This is a genomic window from Porcibacter vitabionis (genome assembly GCF_046263795.1).
GTDB lineage: Bacteria > Bacillota > Clostridia > Lachnospirales > Lachnospiraceae > Lachnocurva.
This window is the reverse complement of sequence record NZ_JBJYZD010000008.1, coordinates 35,862-48,323: the sequence shown is the minus strand read 5'-3', so window position 1 is coordinate 48,323 and position 12,462 is coordinate 35,862. Positions and strand designations below refer to the sequence as shown.

The 12,462-nt window shown below is 47.5% G+C and carries 9 protein-coding genes; 8 read left to right on the top strand and 1 reads right to left on the bottom strand.

The window, feature by feature from the left end; all coding sequences use genetic code 11:
* Positions 1-207: 207 nt before the first annotated feature.
* The 8 genes from galT to ACKX2L_RS07360 all read left to right on the top strand — a co-directional run bounded on the left by galT (position 208) and on the right by ACKX2L_RS07360 (position 10,915).
* Positions 208-1,716, top strand: a complete 1,509-nt coding sequence (gene galT / locus ACKX2L_RS07395; RefSeq protein ID WP_497551079.1) for a UDP-glucose--hexose-1-phosphate uridylyltransferase — start codon at positions 208-210, stop codon at positions 1,714-1,716.
* Positions 1,717-1,988: 272 nt separating this feature from the next.
* On the top strand, positions 1,989-2,783 hold the full coding sequence (gene pgeF, locus ACKX2L_RS07390) for a peptidoglycan editing factor PgeF (RefSeq protein WP_497551078.1): 795 nt from the start codon (positions 1,989-1,991) through the stop codon (positions 2,781-2,783).
* A gap of 811 nt (positions 2,784-3,594) precedes the next feature.
* The gene (locus ACKX2L_RS07385) at positions 3,595-4,179 is read left to right on the top strand and encodes a TetR/AcrR family transcriptional regulator (RefSeq protein ID WP_497551077.1); all 585 of its coding nucleotides are present in this window, start codon (positions 3,595-3,597) and stop codon (positions 4,177-4,179) included.
* A gap of 72 nt (positions 4,180-4,251) precedes the next feature.
* Positions 4,252-5,718 (top strand): DUF6937 domain-containing protein, encoded by a 1,467-nt coding sequence (locus ACKX2L_RS07380; protein ID WP_497551076.1) that lies wholly within the window; start codon positions 4,252-4,254, stop codon positions 5,716-5,718.
* A 120-nt stretch (positions 5,719-5,838) separates the two neighbouring features.
* Positions 5,839-7,050 (top strand): MFS transporter, encoded by a 1,212-nt coding sequence (locus tag ACKX2L_RS07375; protein WP_497551075.1) that lies wholly within the window; start codon positions 5,839-5,841, stop codon positions 7,048-7,050.
* Positions 7,047-7,235, top strand: a complete 189-nt coding sequence (locus ACKX2L_RS07370; protein ID WP_497551074.1) for a hypothetical protein — start codon at positions 7,047-7,049, stop codon at positions 7,233-7,235. The genes ACKX2L_RS07375 and ACKX2L_RS07370 overlap by 4 nt, the downstream gene beginning before the upstream one ends.
* A gap of 18 nt (positions 7,236-7,253) precedes the next feature.
* Positions 7,254-9,818 (top strand): alpha-galactosidase, encoded by a 2,565-nt coding sequence (locus ACKX2L_RS07365; protein WP_497552964.1) that lies wholly within the window; start codon positions 7,254-7,256, stop codon positions 9,816-9,818.
* A 248-nt stretch (positions 9,819-10,066) separates the two neighbouring features.
* A complete protein-coding gene (locus ACKX2L_RS07360; RefSeq protein ID WP_497551072.1) occupies positions 10,067-10,915 on the top strand; it encodes a LysR family transcriptional regulator in 849 nt (282 codons plus the stop codon).
* Positions 10,916-11,010: 95 nt separating this feature from the next.
* On the opposite strand, the gene ACKX2L_RS07355 is transcribed toward ACKX2L_RS07360, so the two are convergent.
* Positions 11,011-12,279: a chloride channel protein gene (locus tag ACKX2L_RS07355; RefSeq protein ID WP_497551071.1), complete on the bottom strand. Its 1,269-nt coding sequence runs from the start codon at positions 12,277-12,279 to the stop codon at positions 11,011-11,013.
* Positions 12,280-12,462: the final 183 nt, after the last annotated feature.

The window sequence follows — 12,462 nt, the reverse complement described above, 5'->3', positions numbered from 1 at the left end:
TCGTATACAAGTATGCTTTGGCGAGAAGTCCTAAAGTATGGATGATATTGTTTGGGCTGCCATTCGTATACAAGTATGCTTTGGCGAGAAGTCCTAAAATATGGATGATATTGTTTGGGCTGCCATTGGTATACAAGTATGCTTTGGCAGGTCTTGATACTGTGATCATCAGAGTAATGAGAAATCTGTAGTAAGAAGAGGGAAAACATGTTACAGGAAAGCATAAAGAAACTGGTTCAATATGGTATCAACAGCGGTCTGACACCGGAATGCGAGCGGATCTATTCCACAAATCTCCTTCTGGATCTCTTCCATGAGGATGAGTATACGGATCCGGATTGTGATCTTCAATCGATCGTTCTGGCAGATGTCTTAAAGGACCTCCTGGACGAAGCAGTAGCGCGTCATATCATTGAGGATTCCATTGTTTACCGGGATCTGTTCGATACCAAGATCATGAACTGTCTCTGCCCACGTCCGGCAGAGGTTCAGCGCCGTTTCTTCGAGGAATACAAGAAGTCGCCGGAAGATGCCACCAATTATTTCTATGATCTCTCCCGGGCATCGAATTATATTCGGACCGATCGCGTGAAAAAGGACCTCCGCTGGAAGGTGGATACCGATTATGGAACATTGGATATCACGATCAATCTGTCGAAACCGGAGAAGGATCCCAAGGCCATTGCAGCTGCCCTGAAAGCTAAGAATTCCGCTTATCCCAAGTGCCAGCTCTGCATGGAAAACGAGGGCTATGCCGGCAGAGTCGATCATCCGGCCAGAGAAAATCACAGGATCATTCCTCTGACAATCAATAACAGCCGTTGGGGCTTCCAGTATTCTCCTTATGTCTATTTCAATGAGCACTGCATCGTCTTTAACGGTCAGCATACTCCGATGAAGATCGAGAAGGCAACTTTCCGTAAGCTCTTTGACTTTGTAAAGCAGTTCCCCCATTACTTTTTGGGATCAAATGCAGACCTTCCCATCGTCGGTGGCTCCATTCTGACGCATGATCACTTCCAGGGCGGACGGTATACATTTGCCATGGAGAAGGCACCGGTTGTAGAAAAGTTCACTGTGCCCGGTTTTGAGGATGTCGAGGCCGGCATTGTCAAATGGCCCCTGTCCGTGATCCGTTTGGACGGTAAGGATGATAATCGGGTCATTGAACTTGCCGATCACATCTTGAAGGCCTGGAGATCCTATACGGATGAGGATGCTATGATTCTTGCCGAGACCAATGGCGAGCCTCACAATACCATCACTCCGATTGCCAGAATGCGGGACGGGAAGTACGAACTGGATTTGGCTCTTCGGAACAATCTGACGACAGAGGATCGCCCCATGGGACTCTATCATCCGAGACAGGAACTTCATCACATCAAGAAGGAAAACATCGGCCTGATCGAAGTCATGGGTCTGGCAGTTCTGCCTTCCCGCCTGAAGAAGGAAATGGAAGAGATGAGACCTTATGTGGTCCGTGGAGATATCGATGGCATTCGAAAGAATGAGATGATCGATAAGCACGCAGACTGGGTCGAGAGCTTTCTTTCTGACTACAAGGCAAAGGGAATTGAGGTCACAGAGGAAAATGTAGACCGGATCCTGGAGCAGGAGATCGGTAAGGTCTTCTGCCAGGTTCTTGAAGATGCCGGTGTCTATAAATTCACGGAAGAAGGACAGAAAGCCTTCCACCGCTTTATTGACAGCCTGTAAGCTGGGAACATTTGTCAGTGTTTGTTGACGGATTTTTGTCACAGCTTTGTTGATGGATTTTTGTCAAAGTTTTGTTGATGGATTTTTGTCAAAGTTTTGTTGATGGATTTTTGTCAATGCTTTGTTGATGGATTTTGTCAAAGCTTTGTTGATGGATTGTTCGTTGACGTTGGCCGTTGTTTCAATATTCTATGATCGATACATCTGAACGGTGTGTTCGACTTGGTTTTCATTTTATGTCAGTTGTAATCAATCGGAGAGGGTCTGTACCCTTGATCCAGAGTTCCCTTCTTTCGGCAGAGCCGGGCCTGGTCCACGGCTTTACCAGCCGGGAAGGCGGGGTCAGTCAAGGATATCTGTCCTCTTTAAATCTAAGCTTTACCCGTGGCGACAAAGAGGAGAATGTCCGGGAGAACTTCCGCCGTTTGGGAGAGACCATCGGTTTTGGACCGGAACGATTTGTCTTGACGGACCAGACTCATACCAGAAATGTCCGCCTGGTGACTAAGGAAGATGCCGGAAAGGGCCTGACGCGCCCCAAGGACTATAGGGATGTGGATGGTCTTGTGACGAATCAGCCGGGTCTGGTTCTGTCGGTTTTTGTTGCGGACTGTCAGCCGGTTCTTCTGTATGATCCGAAACATCGTGCTGTTGCAGCCGTTCATTCCGGCTGGAGGGGGACCGTGGGAAGAATCTCCGGGCGAGCCCTTCAGATGATGAAAGAGCATTTTGCTACAGATCCGGCGGATGTCATCGCCGTTGTTGGCCCATCCATCTGTCCGAATTGCTATGAAGTGTCAGAAGATGTGGCAGAGGCCTTCCGGCAGGAGTTTTCCTTATCTAAATCCAACAAGATCCTGACCCCGGGTCGTCTGGCAGAGGATGGAAGACATTATCAATTGAATCTCTGGGAGGCCGTAAGAGTCACCCTTTTGGATCTGGGCTGCAGAGATTGCAATATTGATATTCTTGGACTCTGCACCAAAGAACATGCAGACAAACTCTTTTCCCATCGTGCCAGCGGCGGAAAACGTGGCAATATGGCAGGAGTGATTGCTCTCTTATGACCCCTGTGAAATGATTGCAAGTGGCCTCGCATGATGTCGAGCACGTTTTAAAACAAATATTCGATATATGAAATCTTTTGAAAACAATGCGCTTTTCCAGCGCCTTCTGAGACTGTTTTCAAGACAAATATTCGATATATGAAATCTTTTGAATATGATGCGCTTTCCCAGCGTCTCCTGAGGCCGTTTTCAGGACAAATATTCGATATATGAAATCTTTTGAATATGATGCGTGTTTTTAGGGCATTTTTATAGCATGAAATGAAAAAGATTTCATATATCGAATTTTTAGGGCTGAAAAAGGCTTTTTTTCGATATGAAACACGCATGATTTTAAAAAGAATTTATATATTGAATTTCACTCAGGCAGGCTTCATTGAATACCTCAAAGGCAGGCTTCATTGAATTCCAAAAGGCAGGCTTCATCGAATTTCACAAAGGCAGGCCTCATTGAATTCCACACGGACAGCCCACGATTGCCTTTCATACTGATAGAAAATCACCCCTTGGTAATTTTACACAAATTACCAGGGGGTATTCTTGTATGAATCGCCATATTGTAGCTCTTGGTTCAGAATGCTATCATGGAAACCAAGGATATATGTACTGGTTTCCGGCACGCATCCATTTAATCACAGACTGCAGGGGAAAGAAAGGAAACCGCAAGAATCCAAAGGTCGAAACCATATGAATCCAAAGGCCGAAGCCGCAAGCATCCAAAGGTCGAAGTCGCAAGAATCCAGAGGCCGAAACCTTAAGAATTGTATTGTAGGATCCTCAATAATCGGATCGAAATAGATGGGAGGTATTAATGAGCGGATTTTTATCAGGAAAAGATGAATATAACAAAGCTCGAATCCTGGAAGGCACCATCCGGGTATTCCGAAAAAAAGGCATTGGTTTTACAATGAATGACCTGTCGAAGGAACTCGGTATGTCCAAGAAGACGATTTATACCGTTTTCCGGGACAAGGAGAGCCTGCTTTATACTATGGTTGATTATTTCTTCGACTCGGTAAAGAAGGATGAAAATGAGATCCTGCAGAAAGCGGATCTCTCTACGGAGGAGAAACTTCGTCAGGTTTTGGGGGTTATGCCGGTAAGCTATTCCGATATTGATTTCGGCTCGATCTATGCTTTACAGGATAAGTATCCGAGAGTCACCGGACATTTACGGAAACGTCTGGAAAGCGACTGGGAAACCACTTTATCTCTTGTAGATCAGGGCGTGGAAGAAGGGATTTTCCGGCCGGTCAATAAGGTTGTTTTCCAGCTGACTTTTGAAGCTTCGGTAGAGCGTTTCCTGTCGGATGATACCTTAAGGAAGAATCACATTCACTATAAGGATGCACTGGACGAATTGACGTCACTTATGATCGGGGGAATCCTGAAATAAAATTGGGGGAATCCTGAAATAAAATCGGGGAAATCCTGAAATAAATACGGTAGGAAGGAATTGAGTAGAAAAATGGAAGAGAAGTCGCGTGTAATTTTTGGCAATCAGCTTTCGGATAAGATCTATCGGAAAGCGGTAAAATCCAAAAAGAAGTATATGAAAAAATTCGGGGATGACAGTCAGACCAACTATCCTGTGATCGTTCGGAAGAATCCGGTCATCGGAGATTCTCTCGGAGTACAGGATATCAGGATCGAGGATGGTCCGTCGCCGGAGACTTTTGATCATGAAAAGGGAATCATTGTCGGAAATATCCGTATGGGATTCGGCCATTATCGGATCAGTATGGCAATGGCATCGGCAGCCAAGGCCCTGGGCTATACCCCATACTGGCTGGACTTAAATTCCTTCCCGGAGACTACCTGCACCAAGGTCATTTCCTATCAGAACGATCTCTATTCCCTGGGATCCCGCCTGTCGAAAATCGGCCTCTTCAACAAGCTGGTCTGGGAACCCGTGAATTATGAAGGTTTTCGCGCTCTGTCTTACAATGCGGCAGATCAGAAGAATGCGGAACTCATGGTTCCCGTTTTCCGAAATATCCCCAAAGACATTCCCTTGATCGGAACTCATGTCTGGCCGGCTCAGGCTGCCATTCATGCAGATATGAAATATGTGGTCAATGCCATTCCCGACAACTGGCCCATGGCACTGCATCTGGCAGAAGGAGCTCTTCATACGATTCAAACCAGGAACTCTTACCAGGGATATAAGATCTTAAATGGCATGCAGAAGGACAAGGTCAATCATCCCATGCCGAACAATGCTCTGTATTACACCGGGCATTATATTGATCATGAGCTGGTTTCCAATATTGATTCGGATTGTCAGAAACGTATGGCGAGAAAGAAAGAAAATAAGCCTATGCGCTTCCTTCTGACCATCGGAGGAGCAGGAGCGCAGAAGGAGATCTTCGAAGCCATTATCAAGTACTTACTGCCTCTGATCCGGACCCAAAAGGCCGCCCTCTATGTGAATGTCGGCGATTACAAAAATGTCTGGGAGGACATGGTAAAGGCCCTGCCCGAGATGAAAGATCTGGCGACCGAACACTTTGAAGACTTTAAAAAAGCTTCCGCTTTTGCTGCAGATGCGATCGATGGCGAAGTCGATGGCATCCATGCCTTTTATCATAAGGACATCTTCGAAGCGGTCTACATCACAAACCTTCTTATGAGAAGCTGTGATGTCCTGGTGACAAAGCCGAGTGAGCTGGCTTTCTATCCGGTTCCCAAGCTTTTCATCCGCCGGGTCGGAAAGCATGAGATGTGGGGCGCCATCCATTCTTCTGAGATGGGAGACGGAACGCTGGAGTGTCGGGATATCCCTCATACACTGCAGATGCTGGATATCTTCCTCCAGGACGACAATATGCTTGCACAAATGTGCGATGCCATCCGCTTGAACAATTCCATCGGTCTCTATAACGGCGCCTATAATGTTGTGAAACTTGCTATGGGATTAAAATCGAAGCAGTGATAGTAAAATGTAGACCGATTTGAAGGAATTGCCTTGTATGAAAATAATGCAAGTGCGACCGGTTTAAATAAAGAAAAGAAAATGGGAGAAAACCCATTTTAATTTAGAAATGAGGGAAATATGAATCTGAAACCTGTCACCAAAAAAATCATCTGGTTCTTTGCCATCGGACAGCTGGGCTGGTCCCTGATGTCTGCCATTCTTACCAACTTTATTGAATCCTTTTATCAGCCGGACCAGGTCTCGGTTTCCGAAGGAATGCTTTACTTCATTCCTCAGGGACGTGTGATCCTCGGCGTTTTCACCGTTATCGGCGGCATCTATGCCTTGGGACGTGTCTTTGATGCCATCACCGACCCCTGGATCGGCAACCTGTCGGACAAGAGCAAAAACCCTAAGGGCCGCCGGATTCCTTTTATGAAGAAGGCCGCTATCCCTCTGGCACTGATCACCATTATGGTCTATATTTGCCCGGCACCCGGAAATCCGGTTGCATCGAAGCTGGGCAGTAACGGAATCATCAATGGAATCTGGGTTCTTGTCATGATGCTTTTGTTCTATCTCTTCATGACGATTTACTGCACGCCTTACAATGCACTGATCGCCGAGCTTTCCAGAGATGAGAAGACCCTGGCGAATATTTCGACAGCAATTTCCTTTACCTTTATTTTCGGTTCCGCTCTGGGCTATATGGCACCGACCATCTGGTCCGCTATCACACCCATGGTAGGAAGCAGAGTCTGGGCGATGCGGATCGTTTTCATTGTCATGGCTCTGATCGCCATGGTCTGCTGCCTGGTTCCGACCCTGACCATTAAGGAAATGGACTATGTCGAAGTCCATCCGACCGAGGGCAATGCCTTCCGTTCTCTGAGTAAGTGTTTTTCCAACCGTGAATTCCGGATCTTCGTCGTTTCCGATATCTGCTATTGGATCGGTATTACCATGTTCCAGACCGGACTTCTTCACTACGTAACGGTTCTTATGAAACTGCCGGAGAGTTTCAGCTCCCTTCTCTACATCGCAATGACCTTCCTTTCGGTGGTCTGCTATGTACCGGTCAATATCATCATGCAGAAGGTTGCCAAGAAGAAAATGGTTGTTTTCGCCTTCCTTGGTATGTGCTTTGTCTTCCTCATCACCGGCCTGTCCGGCCTCTTCCATGTGCCCGGAATCGTAAGCGGTGTCCTGGTTGTCCTGGTTGCAGCCTTTCCTATGGCAATCCTTGGAATTATTCCGCAGACCATTGTTGCAGATATTGCAAAATCCGATTATATTGTTACCGGAGAGAACCATGACGGAATGTTCTTCGCTGCCCGTACTTCTCTATGAAGATGGGTCAGTCCCTGTCCATTCTCTTATTCACCTCTCTCGGTACCATCAGCGTAGCTACAGGACTCGGCTACCGAATTGCAGCCTTTTTCGCAATCGCCTTCTGCTTCCTTGGAGCAGTGGTCCTGCATTTTTATAATGAGTCCAAGGTTCAGGGCATTCTAAAGGATGGCTTTCGGGAGTAATAGGAAGGAAATAAGCCTATGATTCGCATTTTTGAAACCAAGCAGACGATCTCCGGAGAAAACACAGGAAAGGGCAATGACGAGGAAAAGCAGGAGAAAACCCTGACTCTTCTGAACTTTGTCCTGGAGACCGGCCATACCAGCTATCTCTTTCGGACCACTGCGACCGGTCAGTTGGAGCATCTCTATTATGGCAGGAAGATCCATGTGGATGAGACCAGTCATCTGGAAGAATCCCATACCAATGCGCACGGGAACTCCATCCTCTATCAGAATGACCATCCGGAGCTGTCTCTGGAAGATCTCTCCATGGAGACATCCGCTTACGGCAAGGGCGACATCCGGGAGCCTCAATTCGGGATCCTTGCGGCCGATGGGAGTTCGACTTTGGATCTGGTCTATCTTTCCCATGAGATCCTGGATCATAAGGAGCCTTTCCGGACCCTGCCTTCTTCCTACGGCGATCCCGCCGATGGCGGAAAGGTAGACCATCTTTTGCTTTCCCTAAGGGATCGGAATGCGGGTTATATCGTAGAACTCCATTACTACGTTTACGAGGACTGCGATGTCATCAGCCGGTCAGCCAAATTTATCAATGCAAGCAGCACTGAGGTCACCCTGACCCGGGCCCTGTCCAATCTTTTGGATTTCCCGGCCAGCGGTTATCAGATCACATCCTTCCATGGCGGCTGGATCAAGGAAATGGGAAAATATGAGACCATACTGACTGCAGGAAAGTTTGTCAATTCTTCCTTCACCGGCACTTCCTCCAACCGGTCCAACCCTCTGGTTCTTATGGCTGAGCCCCTGGCGGATGAAGACCGGGGCAGAGTCTATGGCTTTAATCTCATATATTCCGGCAACCACTACGAAGCCTTCGATGTGAATTCTTTCGGAAAGACCCGTTTTGTGAGCGGCATCAATCCGGATCATTTTTCCTGGCATCTGAATCCCGGTGAGGAATTTGAGACACCGGAAGCTGTAATGACCTTTTCGGACCAGGGTTATAATGGCATGTCACAGAATATGCACCACTTTGTCAGACGGCATATCAGCCGGGGCGTGTGGAAAAATAAGGAAAGGCCGGTTCTTCTGAACAGCTGGGAAGCCAATTACTTCGATATCGATGAAGGAAAACTTTTAAAGCTTGCCAAGAAGGGCAAGGAAGCCGGCGTGGAGCTTTTTGTCATGGATGACGGCTGGTTCGGACAGAGATCGGACGACCACCGTGCCTTAGGCGACTGGCAGGTTAATACCAAGAAACTTCCGGGAGGACTCAAGGGACTTTCGGATAAGATTCATAAACTTGGCCTGAAATTCGGAATCTGGATCGAACCTGAAATGGTCAATGTGGATTCGGACCTCTACCGGGCTCATCCGGACTGGTCCATGGACATCCCGGGAAAGGATCATGCGGAAGGAAGAAACCAGAGACTTCTGGACTTCGCTAATCCGGCCGTAGTGGATTATATTACCAAGGCAATTTCAGCCGTTTTGCAGTCGGCAGAGATCGATTATGTCAAGTGGGATATGAATCGGATCGTTTCGGATATTTATTCGAAGTATCTGCCTGCGGACCGTCAGGGCGAGACCCTGCACCGTTATATGCTGGGTGTCTATCAATTGATGAAGAATCTGACAGAAGCTTTTCCGGACATTCTCTGGGAAGGATGCGCTTCCGGCGGCTGCCGCTTTGATCTGGGCGCTCTATGTTTCTTCTCTCAGATCTGGGCCAGCGATAATACGGATGCGGTTTCCCGTATGGATATCCAGAACGGCTACAGTTACGGCTATCCCCAGATTACCTATACTTCTCATGTTTCTGCCGTGCCGAATCACCAGACCTTAAGGGTAACTCCGATGGAGACCAGGGCCAATGTGGCCTTCTTTGGGAACCTGGGCTATGAATGTAATCTCTGCGATATGTCGAAGGAAGACTGTCAGGCCATTGCCGTGCAGATCAGTATCTATAAGAAGTATCGTAAGACACTGCAGTTCGGTGACTTCTACCGGACCAGTGAGTCCCTGGCTGCAGGAAACCGGGCTTCGGATCTTGGCAGGGCCTTAGGCCTTATGTCTCCGGCAGGAGGAGAGGGCCAGTCGGATAATATCATTACCTGGACCATTGTAAGCCCGGATCGGAAACAGGCCGTGGCAATGGTGGCAGAAAAGGAGATCCATCCTTCGGATCCGCATCTTACTTATGTGGCAAGGGGATTGGATCCGGACAAGAAATATCATTTCTCGAATCTGCCCATTCAGGTCAATGTGAAGACCTTCGGAGATCTGGTGAATACGGTCGGCCTGCCCATCCATGTCAAGCAGGATTCCCTGGTGCATAATCTGATCGCCAGATTCTATCATCTGGATGGAGAAAAGGAAGATTCCTATGCCTATGGAGACAGCCTGATCGAATATGGAAAGCCCCTGACTCAGGCCTATATCGGAAGCGGGATCAACAATGTCCGTGTCTTCAAGGACGCAAGCTCCAGGCTCTATTTCCTGGAAGAAGTGGAACAGGAAAAAGAGACACAAGAAGATCCGGCAAAAGAGAAAGAAGAAGATCCGGCAAACGAGGCATAAAGCTTAAAGTAACTGCAGGAAATCAGTAGGACAGCCCCTTGTCTTCAGAAACCGAAACGAAATAAGAACTGAAAAAAGGACTGAAAAAAAGAACTGAAAAAAGAACTGAAAAGCACATTTCCTCGAGTTTTTTCAAGGTTTCCCTCTTTTTTATGGTGGAATGATATAATATTCGATAGATTATATTCAAACTTTGAATGATTGCAACATATGAGAAGAATCAATTTTGCAGGTAGGGGAGGTCCATTATGGATCTAAATAAAATCAGATATTTCCTTCGGGCAGCAGAACTGGAAAATTTCTCAGAGGCAGCGGATGAGTGTAATATTTCTCAGGCCACGATGAGCAAGTATATTTCCAACCTGGAAGAAGAGGTGGGATTTGATCTCTTCGCCCGGGAGCATAGAAAGGCTTTTCTGACGCCGTCCGGCCGTCAGCTCTACCGGGGCCTTCGACAGATTGAAGATGATTATCAAAAGCTTCTCGTGGAGATTCGGAGCAATTGCGGGAAGGAGATCCGTGTCGGCATTGCTATGCAGGAGTATCTGGAATTCCCCGGAATACGGAGTTTCCAGGAAGATCATCCGGATGTCACGGTAAGCTTCAGCTTTGACAATCTCTCTAATTTGGAAAAACAGCTGGCCGGTCACGCCATCGATGCGGTCCTCTATTCTTCCGCTCAAGAGTCTTCGAGCGAATTTATGTCTGCGAAGATCTATGAAAGCGGGTCCGCACTTTTTATTCACAGAGATCTCTGGAAGAAGTATCAGAGTATTTCGGCCATCTTAAAAAACGAGATCTTTATCACAAAGTCTGATTCTGATTGGTATAAAACCACATTGAGTGATCAGATGAAGGCCATCTACGGAGAACCGATCGCAAAGATCGAGACCCGGAAGATGCTGATGGATCAGCTCTTGCAAGTCCTGCAGAAGAGGGGATATGCCATCCTTCCCCTGACAACTGTGCATGGCCTGGATCAAGTGATCCTGGTGTCACTGGATTTCTCTATCCGGAATAAGGTTTTTATGGAATATAGACCGGCCGACAATAACTCCGTGATCCGTGATTTTGTGAATGCCTTGCGGATGAACTGAGGCCTGATATTTTCCGGATCAGGTGAATGTATGAAATGAGTGAAAAAAGTCCTGCCACACGGCATACCATGTGGCAGGACTTTTTGTCACTGTGATCAAATGTATTTTTTGAAGTGGAAGTCCTGCGTCTTGTACAAGCTGTAGTAGGAACTTGCCACATAACTTATGGCGATCGGCAGGAGGAAGAAGGGCATGGCCTTGAAGCCGAAGAGTTCAAAGAGGAAGACCAGACCGGTCATGGGGCAGTTGGTGACACCACAGAAGACAGCCCCCATACCGGCAGCGGCAGCAAGTGCCGGACTTAAGCCGAGAAGTGGTCCGATGGCAGCGCCCAGTGTCGCTCCGATGAAGAAGGAAGGAACAATTTCACCACCCTTGTAGCCGGCGGCAATAGAGAGCGCTGTGAACAGGATTTTCATGAGAAAGGCATACCAGGGGGAATTTCCCAAGATGGCCTGCTCGATCATATCAATGCCTGCCCCGTTATATTGCTGAGGCGTCTTCTCAAGAAAACCTGTGAGAAGGGTCAGGCCAAGAAGAATACAGCCGATGACAAAGGCACGGAGGTATTTATTTCCGACCAGGCTGCCAGCGTATTTCCCGGCTTCTCTTAATGCCAGGATGAAAAGAACAGCAGCCAGACCGGAAGCGATCCCGACCAGGCTGATTTTTAATGCGGAAAGAAAAGTAAATTCCGGCACCTTCCCGATCGCATATCTGGGCAGGGGCTGGTGAAGAAGAAGGGCAACTCTGTGAGCGGTCAAGGCGGAAATGACACTGGGTAAAAGAGCAGGATAATACATGACGCCGACAGAAGTGATCTCCATAGCGAAGACTGCTCCTGACAGGGGGGTCCCCAGTAAAGCGGAGAATGCGGCTCCCATACCGGAAATGACCATAATTCTCCGGCTGTCATCTTTCTGGTGGAAAAGCTTTGCCATATAAGCTCCGACGCTGCCTCCCAACTGGAGGGCTGCTCCCTCTCTTCCGACCGATGCTCCGCAGAAATGAGAGAAAATCGTGGAAATAAAAATCAGAGGCGTCATTCGAAGCGGAATCTTCTGTCCATCCCGGATGGAGGCCAGAACCAGGTTGGTTCCGCCGGGGTTGTCTCTTTTCGTGATATGATAAAGCCAGTGAATCACCATGGCACCAAAAGGCAGGAGGAGAACTACATAGAGATGGTTTTGCCGAAATCCTGTCGCCCAGGCAATGCCATAATAGAAGACGGTGCCAATCAGGCCGAGAACCAGGCCTTCCAGTAGGGAAATGAGAGTCCATTTGATGATTTTTTGGATCCGTAAGCCGCTGATGGTCAGGCGGTTTTTCAGATGCATGGTATATTTTTCTTTCTCTTCTTGCATTTACTGCCTCGTTTTCTCGCAGAAACTTTACTGAATGTCAAAAGGTAAATAACGCTCATTTCTTATGATAAATAAAAAAGAAAAGGGATACAAGTTTTTTAGTCTGTGCCTGTCCCGGCAGATCTCTTTCATGGTAAGATAAGTAAGATTGAGTAAGATGAGTAAGATGAATAAGATTGAGTA

Bases quoted from the DNA above. Each gene is read 5' to 3' on its own strand.
- galT (WP_497551079.1), top strand. From the start codon at position 208: ATGTTACAGGAAAGCATAAAGAAACTGGTTCAATATGGTATCAACAGC.
- ACKX2L_RS07385 (WP_497551077.1), top strand. From the start codon at position 3,595: ATGAGCGGATTTTTATCAGGAAAAGATGAATATAACAAAGCTCGAATC.
- ACKX2L_RS07380 (WP_497551076.1), top strand. From the start codon at position 4,252: ATGGAAGAGAAGTCGCGTGTAATTTTTGGCAATCAGCTTTCGGATAAG.
- ACKX2L_RS07375 (WP_497551075.1), top strand. From the start codon at position 5,839: ATGAATCTGAAACCTGTCACCAAAAAAATCATCTGGTTCTTTGCCATC.
- ACKX2L_RS07370 (WP_497551074.1), top strand. From the start codon at position 7,047: ATGAAGATGGGTCAGTCCCTGTCCATTCTCTTATTCACCTCTCTCGGT.
- ACKX2L_RS07365 (WP_497552964.1), top strand. From the start codon at position 7,254: ATGATTCGCATTTTTGAAACCAAGCAGACGATCTCCGGAGAAAACACA.
- ACKX2L_RS07360 (WP_497551072.1), top strand. From the start codon at position 10,067: ATGGATCTAAATAAAATCAGATATTTCCTTCGGGCAGCAGAACTGGAA.
- ACKX2L_RS07355 (WP_497551071.1), bottom strand. From the start codon at position 12,279: ATGCAAGAAGAGAAAGAAAAATATACCATGCATCTGAAAAACCGCCTG.